A 14,604-nucleotide genomic window follows, 5' to 3' on the forward strand; every position below is an offset into this window, starting at 1 on the left:
TGGTGCTGCTATGCGCCGTGCTGGTCCTGCTCGTCCTCGGTGGCGCGGGAACGGCGTCGGCGCATGCCGCACTCCGCTCCACCGACCCGGCCGACGGAAGCGTCCTCAAGTCAGCCCCCCGTGACCTCACCCTGACCTTCACGGAGTCGGTCGGTCTGCTCGACGACTCCGTCCGCATCCTGGACCCCAGCGGCCACCGGCTGCGCCTCGGTGAGGCGGAGCATGTGCCGGGGCGTTCGGACGCGGTGCGGGTGAGCCTGCCCGCGAAGGCGGACACCGGGACGTTCACGGTGGCGTGGCGCGTGGTGTCGGCGGACAGCCATCCGGTGTCGGGCGCCTTCACCTTCTCCGTGGGCAAGCCCTCCGCGACAGCCGCGTCGGTGGACACCGGCCCGGTCGAGGATCCGGTGACCGGCAGCCTCTGGGACCTCGCCCGCTACCTCGCCTATCTCGCCGGCGCCCTGCTCATCGGCGCGGCCGTGTTCGTCGTGGCCTGCCGCCCGCCGGACCCCGAGCGCCTGCACAAGCCCCTGTGGGCCGCCTGGTGGACCCTGCTCGGCGCCACCCTCGCCCTGCTGGTGCTGCGCGCCCCGTACGAGACGGGCACGGGACCGGCGACCGCCTTCGACACATCCGCGCTGAGCGGGACGCTGTCCGGCCGGCCCGGTGCGCTGCTGCTCGCGCGGCTCGGGCTGCTGGCGGTCGCGGCGGTCCTGCTGCGCAGGGGCCTGTCCGCGCTGCCGCGGCGGCGCCTCGCGCACGTGCCCGGCGCCGCCCTCGCCGTCGGCCTCGCGCTGACCTGGGCGGCGGCCGAGCACGCGTCGGCCGGGATCCAGGTGCCGGTGGCGATCACCTCGTCCGCGCTGCATCTGCTGGCGACGGCGGTCTGGCTGGGCGGTCTTGCCGCCCTGCTCATCACCCTGCGCCGGGGCTCGTCCTCCGCCGCGACGGTCGCCCGCTTCTCCCGGCTCGCCTTCACCTCCGTGACCGTCCTGGCCGTCACCGGCGTCTACCAGTCCTGGCGCGGGCTGGGCTCCTGGAGCGCCTTCACCGACACGTCGTACGGGCGGACCCTGATCGTCAAGCTGGTCGCGGTGGCGTTGTTGCTGGCGGCGGCCGGGTTCTCGCGGCGGTGGACGACGAAGGCACTCGTGGTCGACGCGGAGACGGTCGTACGGGAACGGGTGCCGGAGCCGGTCGGCGGCCCGCCGTCCCTCCCTGAGCCGCCGGACTCCACGCCACCGGCCGCTCCGGACCACCGTCTGCTGCGCCGGTCGGTGCTGGCCGAAGTCGGCGTCGCCGCCGTGGTGCTGCTGATCACGACCGTGCTCACCGGGACCCTGCCGGGCCGGGCGGAGGCCGAGGCGGCGCAGACGGCACCGGCCGGCGCGCTGCCCGCCGCGTCCGTCACCACCGTCCCCTTCGACGCCGGCGCCGCGGGCCGGGGCACGGTGCAGGTCACCCTCGACCCGGGCCGCACCGGCGACAACACCGTGGAGGCCGTCGTCTACGGCGCCGACGGCGGCCTGGCCATCGTCCCCGAACTCCGTATCTCCTTCACCCTCCCCGCCCAGGACATCGGCCCGATCGACGCTGAGGTGACGGACAAGGGGGGCTACTGGGGGAACGGTTCGTTCACGCTGCCGGTGGCCGGGGAGTGGGAGATGAAGGTGACGGTGCGGGTGTCCGACATCGATCAGGTGAGTGAGATCCGGCCGGTGCGGATCGAGTCGTAGGGGTCGCGGGCCGGGGTCGGCCTCATGGTGCTCTTACCCCCACCTGGCACACTGTCCGGACCCACCGAGGACCCGGAGAGTGCCGCATGTCGATGGCCGACAGCCTGCGCAAAGTCGCCCGCCTCGCGCGGCGCGTGCGACGCGTGGACCTGAGCCACCCGGCCCGCTCCCCGCTCGGCACCGCCGTGGTCAACTGCGTCGTCTACCGCGACGGCATCCGCGAGAAGGCCGCCGACACGATCGAGGAATCCCTCGCCCGGGTCCGCAAAGCGACCCTGGCAGAATCGGTTACGGCTCTGCAGCGCCGAAAAGGGGCGCGGGGAACTGCGCGATCAACCACGACGCTGCCGCAGCCGACCACCGAGAATTCGCGGCACTCCCCTCCCGGGGCCCGGCAGAGCCACCACGGCTTTGTCTGGCTAGGTCTGCACGAGCCCACAGAGCTGGAGTTCGCGCGGGTCGCCGAGCTGTTCGGCCTGCACCCGCTCGCCGTCGAGGACGCCGTCCACGCCCATCAGCGGCCCAAGGTCGAGCAGTACGGCGACGTCCTGTTCGCCGTCTTTAAGACGGTGACGTACGTCGAGCACGCCGAACTCACCGCCACCAGCGAGGTGGTGGACACCGGCGAGATCATGGTGTTCGCGGGCCCCGACTTCGTCGTCACCGTGCGCCACGGCCGCCACGGCTCCCTCGGCCTGCTGCGCGAGGACCTGGAAGCCGACCCGCGGCAGCTCGCCCAGGGTCCGGCGGCCGTCCTGCATGCCATCGCCGACCATGTCGTCGACGACTACCTGACCGTCACCGACGCCCTCCAGAACGACATCGACCACGTCGAGAGCGCTGTCTTCTCCCCGCAGGACGGCCGCGGCGGCGACGCCGGCCGGATCTACCAGCTCAAGCGCGAACTGCTCGAATTCAAACGGGCGGTGGTTCCGCTGGACCGCCCCATGAACCGGCTCGCGACCGACCCGGCCTGCTCGGTCGCCCCCGGGATACGGCCCTACTTCCGGGACGTCTCCGACCACCTCACCCGCGTCACCGAGCAGATACACGCCTTCGACGGCCTCCTCGACTCCATCCTCCAGGCCCATCTCGCGCAGGTGACCGTCGCCCAGAACGAGGACATGCGCAAGATCACCGCCTGGGCCGCGATCATCGCCGTACCGACGATGGTGTGCGGCGTCTACGGCATGAACTTCCAGCACATGCCCGAACTCCACTGGAAATTCGGCTACCCGCTCGTCATGGCGGTCATCGCGACGGCCTGCTTCGTCACCCACCGCGGCTTCAAGCGAAAGGGCTGGCTGTAGACCCGTCACGGGCGATCACGGACGATCCCGGATGTGAGAGGAACCCCGTGCGCGGTGTACTCGCGCGACGGGGTCCTCCACGAAGAACCGCCCTGAACGTCCCCCGTGGTTCAGGGCGGTGTCCGCGCGGCGCGGCTGTCCCGAAACCGCTGTGCGGAATCGGTGGCGCCTTGACTACGGACAGGGACGACGCTACTAACGGAGCGTCCGGGCGGCTACTCGCCAAACGCGGCCCCCGGCCGGAAAACGCGGGGAGAGGGAGATTGTCCTGATGGCACCGCTCAGTGCCGTATCCGGCGAACTGAGCAGGCTGACCACTCTCGTGCGCAGCGGCGACCTCGAGGAGATCCGGGAGATCATCAGCCAGGCGTACAGCCCGTACGAGCTGCGGTGCCTGGGCGATCCACGCGAGTTCTCGGCGTGGTACGCGGAGAGCGGCTTCCCCGGGATCACGGTCTCCGGACTGTCGTACGGCTCCCCGGGCCTCTACGCGGAGACCCTGATCCGGCCTCAGCCGCTCGGCACCTACCTGCTGATGTGCGAGGTCGTCCGCGGCCGGGTCACGGTGAGCTCGCCCGGCCGTGAGGAGGCGTGCGTCGGCCCCGGCGAGACCTATGTGCTGGATCCGTACCGCAGCTTCCAGGTGCACTGGTCGCCCGGCGCGCAGATGGTCACCGTGCGGCTCGCGAAGGAGACGGTGGAGCAGGCCGCGGCCGACGCACTGGGCCTGGACGCCCCGGTACGGGCCCGGTTCGCACTCGGCGGTCCCGTCTCACCGGAGGCCGGCCGCACCTGGGCCGGTATCTCCGAGACCGTACGCCGCGAGGTGCTCGGCGACGGCATCGCCCGCACCAACCCGCTCGTCGCCGCGCAGCTGACGCAGACCGCGGCCGGGCTGCTGGTCGCCACCCAGCGCCTGATCACCCCGGGCGTCGACGCCCGCCGCACCGGCACCGTCTCGCACGCCGCCGTACGCCGTGCGATGACGCTGGTCGAGGAGGAGCCCGACCGTCCGCACACGCTCGCCGACCTGGCGAGGAGGGCCCGGGTCAGCCCGCGCGCCCTGCAGGAGGCCTTCCGTCGGCACCTCGAGACCACTCCCCTCGGCTACCTCCGCCAGGTCCGCCTCGAGCGCGCCCATCAGGATCTGATGGCGGCCGCCCGGGACGGCTCGGCGACCGTCTCCGAGATCGCCTACCGCTGGGGGTTCGGCAATCTGGGCCGGTTCGCGGCGCAGTACCGGCAGCGCTACGGGCATCCGCCGTCGCGGACGCTGGGTGGCTGAGCGCGGTTCAGGTGACCTTCTTCGCCTTCTCCACGGCGGCGGCGAGGCGTTCGACGACGGGGGCGAAACCGGCGTAGCTGAAGCGCTCCTCCATCGACCAGGGGGTGGTCTGGCCGGCCTTGACCGCGGGGAGCTGGCGCCAGGTGGCCTTCGCGTCGAGCTGGTCGAGGGTCATCGCGGTGGAGCGGTTGTCGACCATGATGAGATCGGCGTCGTACTTGTCGACGTTCTCCCAGCTGAGGAACTCCCAGAAGCCCCACTCGTCGGACTTCTTGCCCTCGACGAAGTCCACGCCGAGATCCTTGAAGTAGTTCAGGTCGCTGTACGAGTCCGGCACGGCGACGTAGAAGTTCTCGCTGTCCCCGGTGATCGCCATGACCTTGAGCCCGCCGTTGGCCCGCGCGGCAGCGCGCAGCGTCTCGGCGGCCCGCTCGAAGCGGGCCTTGGCGTCGGTGACCTTCTTCGCGCTCAGGTCGGCGCCGAGCGACCCCGCCAGTTCGGCGGTCCGCTTCAGCGGGTTCAGCAGCGAGGTGCGGGCGACGCTGATCCCGACGGTCGGTGCGAGGGCCTCGATCTTCGCCCGGCTCTCCTCGGGAACGAACCAGAGATCCGGCGCCGGGAACATGTTGCTGATCAGTAGGTCCGGCTTGAGCGCGGCGTACTTCTCGACGCTGAACTGCCCCCAGGCGGTGCCGAGGCTGGTCAGTTCACTCACGTCCATGTCACCGGCCTGCGGATTCGGCTTCCCGGCCACGGGCTCGGTGGGACCGAAGACGCCTGTGCACGTGATGCCGTAGTCGTGGAGCGCGGCGGCGGCGCTGACGAACGCGACGATGTTCTTCGGCGTCGCGTCGGTACGGACCGTACGGCCACGGTCGTCCTTGAACGACCAGGGCTCACCCTTGTCCGCCCCGGTGTCGCTCGCCTTCGTGTCCCCACTGCCGCAGGCGGCGAGCAGAGGCCCGAAGGCGAGCGCACCGGCTGCTGTGAGGAGGCGGCGACGGGAGGGGGAGGGGGCCATGAGAGGACTTCTTTCCAGCCGTTCCAAGTAGGTAAGGGAAACCTAACCTAAGTAACCTGGTCCGGGAAGGCGGCCAGGCGGCTGGATGGTGGTCGCCGAACTGTCGACGTCCCTGTCACTGGTCGAAGTCGGCTTGCCCCGAGTCGAACAGGAGAGCCTCGTTCTCCCCGAAGTCAGGTGCCTGGAAGGGGTCCGTCGCCGGAGTCGGCGATGCCGCGACGGCAGAGCGCGGTGCCGCCCCTTCCGGGGCGGAGAACAGCGAGGTCAGATCGATGAGAGGTCTCCCTTTCGGTGACGGGGCACAGTGGCCCTACAGCTTGGTCATCTTCGAGTACGGGCTCAGGACCCGCACTTGCGTCGAACCGAAGTCCACGAGTACCGCGATCCCGTCCTCGATACCGATGACCCGGCCGAGGCCGTACATGTCATGTGTGACCTGGTCGCCCACAGCGAAGTGCTTGGGAGCTGGCGCGACCGGCTTCTTGAAGGGACTGGTAGGCAGGTGCCGCTTCGGTGCACTGGGCTTTGTCATTGACTCCAGTATGCGTCAGCCGCCCTTCGGCTCGCCCCGGCCGTCCAGGAAGAGACCGGCACGCTGATAACGATCGCAATTCGGCGTGCGCCGCATGCCGGGCCGCGGTCAGTCGTTGCTCTTCCGCTCACGCGAGGGCGTGTTCGCCTGCCCGGCGCGGCGCATGGCCTCGTAGAGGGCGTCATCCTCCGGCGGGTCCGGCAGCGGCCCCGACGCGGGGGCCTCGAATGACTGGATCATCAGGGCGACGAGGCGGCGCCAGGCGTCAGGGAGGGTGTCGCCGGCGAAATTGACCACGCCCGCGTTGGCGACGAGCAGGAGAACGAGGTCCTGGCTCGCGAAGTCCTCCCGCAGGCGCCCGCTGTCCTTGGCCCGGCCGATCAGTTCCAGGAAGCCGTGGTACGCCGCGTCGTGGCGCGACTGCAGGGCCTCGGAGGCGGGGAAGGTCGCGGTCAGCACGTCGGCGAAACCCCGGTCGGCGGCCTGCATGGCGCAGATGGCCTCGAGGAACCCGCTGAAGCCGTCCCATGGGTCGGGGGCGTCGAGAGCGTCATTGACGGCGGCGACGTACGCGTCCATGCGGTCGGCGAACACGGCGGCGATCAGGTCTTCCTTGGTGCGGAAGTGCCGGAAGAGGGTGGCGATCCCCACCCCGGCTTCCCGAGCCACGGACGCCATCGACCCACCCAGACCGTCCCGCTCGAACACGGTGCGCGCGGCAGCGACGATCCGCCCGCGGTTGCGCTCGGCGTCACTGCGCAGGGAGTGGGCATCGGGCTGCCGGGGGTCCGGGGTCATGCCGGTCACCCTATCAATCGGAGTGCCCTATCCATTTTTGGTGTTACGGTGTCGGAGGTAACCGGATAGGCCTTTCCGTTTCCCCTTGTGTGAACTGTGCCCAACTGCACGAAAGGATCGCTGTGACCAGCATCGCCATCATCGGAGCCGGCCCCCAGCTGGGCCTGGCCATCGCGCGCACCTTCGGTTCCCGCGGCTTCGACGTCGCCCTGATCTCGCGCAACCCCGGCAAGCTCGACGCCCTCGTCGGCACGCTCGCCGCCGAAGGCATCTCCGCCGCCGCGTTCCCCGCGGACGTACTCGACCGCGACGCGCTCACCCGGGCGCTCAAGGACGCCGCCGTACGGTTCGGCGGCATCGACGTCCTGGAATACTCCCCGGTCGGCGGGTTCGACTCGACCGTACTGACCACTCCGAGCACGACCGAACCGTCGCACGTGCAGCACGAGATGGAGTTCCAGCTCTACGGCGCGATCGCCGCCACGCAGGCGGTCCTGCCCGCGATGCGCGAGGCGGGCGCCGGCACCCTGCTCTACACCACCGGCGCCGGGTCCGTAGACCCTGTGCCGCAGGTCGGCAACGTCAACGCCGCCGCTGCCGCGCTGCGCAACTGGGTGATCAACCTCCACAAGGAACTGGCCGGCACCGGCATCCAGGCCGCCCACGTCGCCATCGACGTCTCGATCGGCACGTCGGTCATTCCCGGGTTCCCGACGGCCAAGCCCGAGGAGATCTCCCCGGTCTACTGGGAGCTCCACACCACCCACCGCGACGAGGCCGAACGCGTCTTCAGCGGCTGACACCTCGCCGGGGCTCGTACTACCCGGCCTTCCACGGGAGTTCCGGTCGCGTCGCGGCCGACCGGTCGCGACGCGATCCTCGGACGGCCCGCCGCAGTCACCCTCGGCGACAAGGAGTCGGGTGCCGCGGGCGGTAAGTGCCGGAGGGGCGAGGGCTGTTACCGCGAGGGCGATCGGCGAGGAGCCCACCCACGGGAGACCCGGGGTGGATCGGGGACCGGTCCCGACGGGGCGGCTGCATGCTGGCCGTCGTCGTTGGCGGCGGGCAGCGGTCGGAGGGGTCCCATGGCTCGGGTGGAGGTGCCGACGTGGCTCGGGGACGCCATGGACCGGGAGCTGTACCGGCGCAATGCGTTCCGGGTCAGCGGACTGGCGGTCACGGCGACGCCGCGGGCGGTGCGGCGTCGGGTCTCCGAGGCGCGGGCGGCCGAGGCGCTGGGGGCTGAACGGACCGGGGGGCCGGCGGCGGGGGAGGCGCGGTGGCTGGCGCCGGATCCCGTGCCCGACCACATCGCCGTACGGGAGGCCCTGCGGCGGCTGGAGGATCCGGTACGGCGGGTGGTGGACGAGTTCTTCTGGTTCTGGCCGCTGGCGAAGACAGACGGGACGGAGTTGGCGCGGGCCCGGAAGGTGTGGACCCGGTTGGCCGGTCCAGCCGACGCCGCAGCCGACCCGTCCACCCCGAGCCCTCGCAGCATCGCCGTCCACAACCTCGCCGTCCTCCACCACGCCGAGGCCCTGGAGGCGAAGGCGTTCCTGGGAGCCGGCACGCTCCGGACGCTGTGGGAGCGGGCCTACCTGTACTGGCGGCTGGTGCTGGCGGACGACGGCTGCTGGCGGTGGCTGGACGAGCGGATCCGCGTACTCGACGACCCCCGGCTGCGCACGGTGGACGGCACCGCCTTCCGGGAGGCCCTGCCCGCGGTGCTGTTCGACCTTCACGCGCAGGTCGCGGTGGACGCGGCCCGGCAGCGCGGGGGCGAGGACGCCGCCCGGCAGCACGTGACGCTGATGCGGAGCCTGAAGGCACACGACGACGCCGTGGACGCCGCCCTCCGCCGGGTCACCGCGCCGCTCGCCGTCGCCATCCGGGACCGGACGGAGACCGTACCCGGCCCCGGTGCGGACCCGGCGGCGCTGGAGCGGGCCGCAGACTCGCTGCTGGCCGAGACGAAGACGGACGTCCAGGTGCTGCGTGCCGTACTGGGCAAGAAGCACGCCGTGGTGGCCGACGCGACCGACGAGGTGGCGGGCGCGGTCAACGCCTGCGCGGTGGCCTGCGCGAACAGTCTCTCCGCCGACGTGTCCACCGCCCACGACCCCCTCCTCAACCGGGCCGCCGCACACCTGCGATCGGCGCGCGGGCTCGCCGCGAGCGGCGACGTACGCACCCTCGTCGAGAAGAACCTCGCCGTGCTGCTGAGCAACGACATCCTCCTGGAATGCAAGGAGACCGTGGAGCGCGGCGAGCGGTCGCCGGGGCGTGCCGCCGAGCGGGCGTCCGGGCTGCTGGACACCGTCGAACCGCGCCTGCGTGAGCTGCGAGAACTCCGCCCGCACGCCCCCGAGACCGACCAGGTCCGCGACGCGGTGGCGGCGGCAGCGTGCAAGCTGTTCACCGAGTACGTCAACGCCACCCACGACCGCGTCACGGCCCTCGTCGGCTACCGCAGGGTGCTGCCGCTCGCCGTGAGCGAGGAGGGCCGGTCGGTGATCCGGAGGAACATCGACACGCTCGAGCGGGCGGCGGCCGTCGAGTCTTCGTTCGATACGGCTCCGGCGATCGCCGGAATCGCGGAGCAGTGCTTCCGCTGTGGCCGGTCCGTGGGTGCGGCTGAGGTGGTGACCGTCACCCGGGACGGCATCGGGGGCTCGCGGAGCATCAGGATCCCGTACTGCGCCGACTGCCGGTCCGAGGCGCGGGTGCTGCGGGGGCAGACCCGGCTGTCACCGGACCCGTACCTGCCGCCCACGACCGGGTACCGGCCGCGCGCCGCGTACCGCCGGCCCGCCACATACCGCAGGCCGTCCGCACGGTCGGGCGGGGACGAGTCATGGTTCGGCAGGCTCCCCGGGCTCGTTCTCGGGCTGACATCGCTGGCCTTGGTCTTCGCCTCTGCGCTCGCGGGCGGCCGTGAGACCACCGCCGGGACGTGGTTCGCCGGCGGCGCCGCCGCAGTGGGCGGGTTCGGCCTGGTGTTCGGCCTCATCGATCTGTTGAACAGGGAGAAGTGATCAGATGTCGTCCACCCCACCCGGCACCGAGACCCCCACCCCCACCCCCCTCACCGCCCCCGTCGCCCTGGAAGCCGACGCCCTCGTCGAGCTCGCCACGGCCGTATGGCGGCTGCGCAACAAGGTCGAGACCGCCGACGGCACCTCCGCAGGGGTGCGCCGCCACCTCGACGCGGTCGTGGACGCCCTCGTGGAGAGCGGCGTACAGACCCGGTCGTACGACGGCACCGTCTTCGACCCCGGGCTGCGGATGCGGGTGCTGGCCTACCAGCCGATGCCCGACCTGGAACGCGACGAGGTCGTGGAGACCGTCCGGCCCGCCGTGTACCTGCGCGGTACGCCCCTCGCGCTGGGCGAGGTCATCGTGGGCACGCCGCCGGAGGAGCCCGAAGAGGAGCCCGAAGCGGAAGGGGGAGCGGGACAGTGAGCAGGACCACCATCGACATCGGGATCGACCTCGGCACCACCAACAGCGCGGTCGCCGTACTGCGCGGCGTGCAGACGGAAGTGATCAAGAACAACGACGGCGACGAGACCACCCCGTCGGCGATCTGGATCGACCGCCGGGACCGGCTCTTCGTCGGCCGCCCGGCCCGGGAGCGGTGCGAGCGCGACCCGGACAACACCGGAGTCGAGTTCAAGCTGCGCATGGGCATGTCCGGCCAGGACAAGCACTTCCCGGCCTCCGGCCGCACCCTGACGCCGGAACAGATGTCGGCCGAGGTGCTCACCGCGCTGCGGGGGGACGTCGCGGCGCGGCTGGACGAGGAGATCCGCGCGGCGGTGATCACCGTACCGGCCGCGTTCGACCTGAACGCCTGCGAGGCCACCCGGCGGGCGGCCGGACTGGGGGGCCTGGAGTTCACCCGGCTGCTCCAGGAGCCCGCGGCGGCCGCCCACGCATACGGCTTCCAGGCCACCGACGAGAACGCGATGTGGCTGGTGTACGACTTCGGCGGGGGCACCTTCGACGCGGCCGTGATCCGGCTGCGGGACGGGGAGTTCTCGGTCGTCGGCCACTGCGGCGACAACTTCCTCGGCGGAAAGCTGGTCGACTGGCGGATCGTGGAGGAGCTGCTGATCCCGGCCGCCGTCCGACAGCTCCCGCAGCTGGCCGACCTGGCCCGCGGCAACCCGCGGTGGCGGGCCGCCGTCGCCACGCTGAAGCAGGCCGCCGAGACCGCGAAGATACGGCTGTCCCGCGCGCACGCCGCCGACATCGACGTAGAACTGGTCGATGACACGGGCGGCCGGTACGAGTTCTTCCACGAGCTGCGCCGCGCCGACGTGGAACGGCTCGCCGAGCCCTTCGTCACCCGGTCGGTCAACCTGTGCCGCACGGTGCTCGACGAACTCGGCGCGGGACCCGGCGACATCGAGAAGGTGATCATGGTGGGTGGGCAGACCGCCATGCCCTTCCTGCGCGAGCGCCTCGCCGACCCGCGCCACGGACTCGGCATCCCGATGGACTTCGGGCACGACCCGATGACCGTGGTGGCCCGCGGCGCCGCGATCTTCGCCGGTGCCCAGCCGCTCCCCGACGACTGGAACGGCACACCCGTGGCGGAGCCGGGCGCCTTCACGCTGCGCTGCGAATACCCGCGGGTCAGCCCCGACCTGGACCCGGTGGTGGTCGGCCGGGTGAGTGCCGCCGACGGCACAGCCGCCCACGGAATGTCCGTGGAACTGCTCAACGAGGAGTCGGACCCGCCCTGGCACAGCGGCCGTATCGCCCTGTCGGCGCGCGGCGAGTTCACCAGCACGCTGCGCGCCGAGCCCGGCCGGCGCAACACCTTCGCCGTCGTCCTGACGGACACCGCAGGAACCCGGCGGCGCCTCACCCCCGACCTGCTCACCTACACCGTCGGCGCCGTCGAGACCGACCCCATGCTCACCCACGCCCTCGGCGTCGGCCTCGCCGACAACCAGGTGCGCCCCCTCGTCGAACGGGGCGCGCGTCTTCCCGTACGGCGCACAGCACCCCTGCGCACCACCGTCACCGTCGAGCGGGGCGCGAGCGGCGGACTGATCCGCATCCCCGTCCTGGAGGGCGAGCGCCCCCGGGCCGACCGCAACCGCACCATCGGCCGCATCGAGGTCGGCGCCGACCGGGTCAGCCGGACCGTGCCGGCCGGCAGCGAGGTCCGGCTCACCGTCGAGATCGACGCCTCCCGGCTGGTGAAGGTCAGCGCCTTCGTGCCGCTGCTGGACGAGGCGTTCGAGACCACCGTCAACCTGGTCGGCGAACCCGCCGTCGACCACGCCGAACTGCGCCTGGACGCCGACGCGGAACAGTCCAGGCTCGCCGAACTGCGCACCCGCTGCGCCTCCTTGGCCGGCCCCGTCGCCGCCCTGCTGCTCCAGCGCGTGGACGACGAGGACCTGCTCGACGAGCTGGACCGGGCGGTCGAGGCGGCCCGGCACGACCCCGACGAGGCGGGCCGTGCCGCCAAGTGCCTGCTCGATCTGCGGGTCGCCCTGGACGCCGTAGAAGACGAACTGACCTGGCCCGAACTCGTCCGCGCGGCCGAGTCGTTGCTCACCGAGGTCCGCGACCTGGTCGCCGCGCACGGCAGCCCCTCCGACCGCGAGGACCTGCCGGTCTACGAGCGCGACATCGCCGACGCCGTGGAGTCCCGCGACGCCGACCTGCTGCGCCGCCGTACCGACCGGCTGCGCGAGCACGCCGCGCGTGTCCTGGACCGTGCCGGGGTGCTGCAGCCACTCGTCTTCGACAACCTGGCCCGCTACCGCGACCGGATGCGCCACCCGTCCAGAGCCGACCGCCTCATTCGCGACGGCGAACGCGCCCGCGACGCCGGCGAGCAGGAACGCCTCCGCTCCATCAACATCGAGCTCCAGTCCCTGCTGCCCGAGCCCCCGCCACCGCCGGACTTCGCGAGCACGGTGCGGGCCACCTGAGAAGCGCGCGGGGGTTCAGTGCACGGGAACTTCGGGTTCAGCGCACGGGGAACCCGAACGAATACCCCTGCCCCTTCAACCACGGCAGGACTTCACGCAGGGCGGCCACGGTCTGGGAGCGGTCTCCGCCCGCGTCGTGGAAGAGCAGGGTCGGGCCGTTGGAGATCTCGTTCTTGACGGTGGCGACGATGGCCTCCGTACCGGGACGCTCCCAGTCCATGGTGTCGACGTTCCAGCCGAGCGGGCGCATGCCGTGGGACGCGGCGAGGTGGCGGCTGTACGGGGTGAAGGCACCGCCCGGGGCCCGGTAGTACATCGGCCGTACGCCCCCGGACGCCTCTGTGATCATGCGCTCGGCGTCGAGTATCTGCTGTGACTGATAGGCCTCGGACTTCTTGTCCATGGTGACGTCGTGCGACACCGTGTGGTCACAGAGCCGGTGCCCGGCCGCCACCACCTCCTTGACCAGGTCCGGATGGGCGCGAGCCTGCGCGCCCACCATGCAGAACGTGGCCTTCACACTGTTGTCCCGCAGTACCTGCAGCGCCTCCGGTGTCCAGGTGGGGTCCGGCCCGTCGTCGATGGTGATGTTGACGCTGCGGGCACCTCCGTCCGAGGCGTGCGCGATCTCCGGCGACACGGACGCCACCTTCTTACGGCCCGGTGACTGGGCGCTCGGCCGGGACGAGTCGGCGGGCGTCGAGACGTCTGCGCTGCCCGGCCGCCCCTCGGTGGAACCGAGTTGTGCGTCCCAGACCGAGGCCATGGCGGCCACCGCGGTCACCCCGACCGCCGCCGCGAGCACCTTGCCGTACCACCCTCGTCCGCCACTTCGCCTCATGTCCGCTGTCCCTCGCCGTCGCTGTGGAGCCGGTTGCGTCCGTGAAGAGGGAGGAAGTCCGCCGAGGGATCCGCCTGTTACCGGTCGCGGACAATTCCGCAGGCATACGGCCCTCCTGTGTCGTAAGCCCCGATCTGGGCCGAAGACAGAACCCGCGCTGCCGTCCGGCCATCTGAAGGAGGGGTCGGCGACGACAAGGACCAAGGGGAAAGGGCCGAGGCGTGCCGGTCATCAGTCAGCGGGTGCACCTGGTGCTGCTCGCGGCCCGGACCGTCCTGTGGTTCGCGGTGGTCGAGCCGCACGGAGGGCTGAACCTGTACGCCCACCACCCCGAACTGCAGATGGGACCCGTCAGCTTCCTGGTGGCGGGCCTGTTCACCTGGTGATCCTGGTGGTGGCCGGACGCAGCGCCGCCCAGTACTTCCTGGGCACGGGGACCAATCACCAGCGGCTGCGGCAGTGCGTGCTGATCGCGGGCCTGGCCTTCATTCCGATGTGGATCGAGGTCGCGGTCCGCTTCGGTCACCTCAACGACGTCCTGGCCCTCTTCTTCACGTCTTCACGACGTTGGCCGTGGGCGCCCTCACCCGACGCAACCCGGCCGCGACCGGCATCTTCTTGGCCCTGGCCGTCGACTCCAAACCGACCGCACTCGTCTTCCTGCCGCTGCTGCTAGCCCTGGCGAGAACGCAGTGGCTGCGCGCGGGCCTGTGGTGCGCGGGCCTGGTCGCACTCGTCTGGCTGCCGTTCTTCCTCGGCACCCCGCAGTCGTTCGCCGCGGCCAGCCGAGTTCACCATCCCCAACCAGCCGGCGTCCGCCCTACGCCGGCCCGGTATCGACGACCCCCAAACCCTCCCTGGGACCGCCCCGCACAGGCCGCCCTGGGCCTCACGCTGGGCTGCATCGCCGTCCGCCGAGGCCGCTGGCCCGCCGTCATCCTCCTCGGCACCAACGCCCGCATCCTCCTGGACCCAGCGTCTACACCTACTACTGCGCCTCTGTCCTCCTCGGCACCCTCCTCTGGGACGTCATCGGCCTCGTTCCCGACGACGCGACCCGCGGCCTGTTCCGCCAGTCCATGACCCGGGGGCACGGTCACGAACCGCATCCAGCGAGGCCGGTA

13 protein-coding genes are annotated in these 14,604 nt (G+C 71.5%); 9 read left to right on the forward strand and 4 right to left on the reverse strand.

Features of this window, described 5'->3' with window-relative positions; genetic code table 11:
- The first annotated feature begins 2 nt into the window (after positions 1-2).
- From OG828_RS25950 to OG828_RS25960, 3 genes are all read left to right on the forward strand, one after another.
- Complete coding sequence (locus tag OG828_RS25950) at positions 3-1,736, forward strand: copper resistance CopC/CopD family protein (protein WP_328502463.1); 1,734 nt, start codon at positions 3-5, stop codon at positions 1,734-1,736.
- An 86-nt stretch (positions 1,737-1,822) separates the two neighbouring features.
- Complete coding sequence (locus OG828_RS25955; protein ID WP_328502464.1) at positions 1,823-3,046, forward strand: magnesium and cobalt transport protein CorA; 1,224 nt, start codon at positions 1,823-1,825, stop codon at positions 3,044-3,046.
- Between the two features lie 271 nt (positions 3,047-3,317).
- The gene (locus tag OG828_RS25960) at positions 3,318-4,331 is read left to right on the forward strand and encodes an AraC family transcriptional regulator (protein ID WP_328502465.1); all 1,014 of its coding nucleotides are present in this window, start codon (positions 3,318-3,320) and stop codon (positions 4,329-4,331) included.
- Positions 4,332-4,338: 7 nt separating this feature from the next.
- Here the strand turns inward: OG828_RS25960 and OG828_RS25965 are convergent, their stop codons facing one another.
- The 3 genes from OG828_RS25965 to OG828_RS25975 form a co-directional block, all read right to left on the reverse strand.
- On the reverse strand, positions 4,339-5,352 hold the full coding sequence (locus tag OG828_RS25965; protein WP_328502466.1) for an ABC transporter substrate-binding protein: 1,014 nt from the start codon (positions 5,350-5,352) through the stop codon (positions 4,339-4,341).
- A gap of 310 nt (positions 5,353-5,662) precedes the next feature.
- Complete coding sequence (locus tag OG828_RS25970) at positions 5,663-5,884, reverse strand: hypothetical protein (RefSeq protein WP_328361632.1); 222 nt, start codon at positions 5,882-5,884, stop codon at positions 5,663-5,665.
- 108 nt (positions 5,885-5,992) lie between these two features.
- On the reverse strand, positions 5,993-6,682 hold the full coding sequence (locus OG828_RS25975; RefSeq protein ID WP_328502467.1) for a TetR/AcrR family transcriptional regulator: 690 nt from the start codon (positions 6,680-6,682) through the stop codon (positions 5,993-5,995).
- Between the two features lie 122 nt (positions 6,683-6,804).
- Between OG828_RS25975 and OG828_RS25980 the strand changes: the two genes are divergently transcribed.
- The 4 genes from OG828_RS25980 (at position 6,805) to OG828_RS25995 (ending at position 12,639) form a co-directional block, all read left to right on the forward strand.
- Positions 6,805-7,482: an SDR family NAD(P)-dependent oxidoreductase gene (locus OG828_RS25980; protein ID WP_328502468.1), complete on the forward strand. Its 678-nt coding sequence runs from the start codon at positions 6,805-6,807 to the stop codon at positions 7,480-7,482.
- Positions 7,483-7,767: 285 nt separating this feature from the next.
- The gene (locus OG828_RS25985; protein ID WP_328502469.1) at positions 7,768-9,717 is read left to right on the forward strand and encodes a hypothetical protein; all 1,950 of its coding nucleotides are present in this window, start codon (positions 7,768-7,770) and stop codon (positions 9,715-9,717) included.
- A 4-nt stretch (positions 9,718-9,721) separates the two neighbouring features.
- Complete coding sequence (locus OG828_RS25990) at positions 9,722-10,144, forward strand: hypothetical protein (RefSeq protein ID WP_328502470.1); 423 nt, start codon at positions 9,722-9,724, stop codon at positions 10,142-10,144.
- Positions 10,141-12,639: an Hsp70 family protein gene (locus OG828_RS25995; RefSeq protein ID WP_328502471.1), complete on the forward strand. Its 2,499-nt coding sequence runs from the start codon at positions 10,141-10,143 to the stop codon at positions 12,637-12,639. Before OG828_RS25990 ends, OG828_RS25995 begins: the two co-directional genes overlap by 4 nt.
- Positions 12,640-12,676: 37 nt before the next feature.
- Here OG828_RS25995 and OG828_RS26000 read toward each other — a convergent pair whose 3' ends face one another.
- Complete coding sequence (locus OG828_RS26000; RefSeq protein ID WP_328361649.1) at positions 12,677-13,480, reverse strand: polysaccharide deacetylase family protein; 804 nt, start codon at positions 13,478-13,480, stop codon at positions 12,677-12,679.
- A 221-nt stretch (positions 13,481-13,701) separates the two neighbouring features.
- On the opposite strand from OG828_RS26000, the gene OG828_RS26005 reads away from it, so the two are divergent.
- Positions 13,702-13,866, forward strand: coding sequence for a hypothetical protein (locus OG828_RS26005; protein WP_328502472.1), 165 nt, complete (start codon positions 13,702-13,704; stop codon positions 13,864-13,866).
- Positions 13,867-14,053: 187 nt separating this feature from the next.
- Positions 14,054-14,563, forward strand: coding sequence for a hypothetical protein (locus OG828_RS26010; protein WP_328502473.1), 510 nt, complete (start codon positions 14,054-14,056; stop codon positions 14,561-14,563).
- Positions 14,564-14,604: the final 41 nt, after the last annotated feature.

Source organism: Streptomyces sp. NBC_00457, from assembly GCF_036014015.1.
Lineage (GTDB): Bacteria > Actinomycetota > Actinomycetes > Streptomycetales > Streptomycetaceae > Streptomyces.

What these genes read in the sequence shown, in the direction of transcription:
- OG828_RS25955 (WP_328502464.1), top strand. Translation starts at nt 1,823, where the DNA reads ATGTCGATGGCCGACAGCCTGCGCAAAGTCGCCCGCCTCGCGCGGCGC.
- OG828_RS25960 (WP_328502465.1), top strand. Translation starts at nt 3,318, where the DNA reads ATGGCACCGCTCAGTGCCGTATCCGGCGAACTGAGCAGGCTGACCACT.
- OG828_RS25965 (WP_328502466.1), bottom strand. Translation starts at nt 5,352, where the DNA reads ATGGCCCCCTCCCCCTCCCGTCGCCGCCTCCTCACAGCAGCCGGTGCG.
- OG828_RS25970 (WP_328361632.1), bottom strand. Translation starts at nt 5,884, where the DNA reads ATGACAAAGCCCAGTGCACCGAAGCGGCACCTGCCTACCAGTCCCTTC.
- OG828_RS25975 (WP_328502467.1), bottom strand. Translation starts at nt 6,682, where the DNA reads ATGACCCCGGACCCCCGGCAGCCCGATGCCCACTCCCTGCGCAGTGAC.
- OG828_RS25985 (WP_328502469.1), top strand. Translation starts at nt 7,768, where the DNA reads ATGGCTCGGGTGGAGGTGCCGACGTGGCTCGGGGACGCCATGGACCGG.
- OG828_RS25990 (WP_328502470.1), top strand. Translation starts at nt 9,722, where the DNA reads ATGTCGTCCACCCCACCCGGCACCGAGACCCCCACCCCCACCCCCCTC.
- OG828_RS26000 (WP_328361649.1), bottom strand. Translation starts at nt 13,480, where the DNA reads ATGAGGCGAAGTGGCGGACGAGGGTGGTACGGCAAGGTGCTCGCGGCG.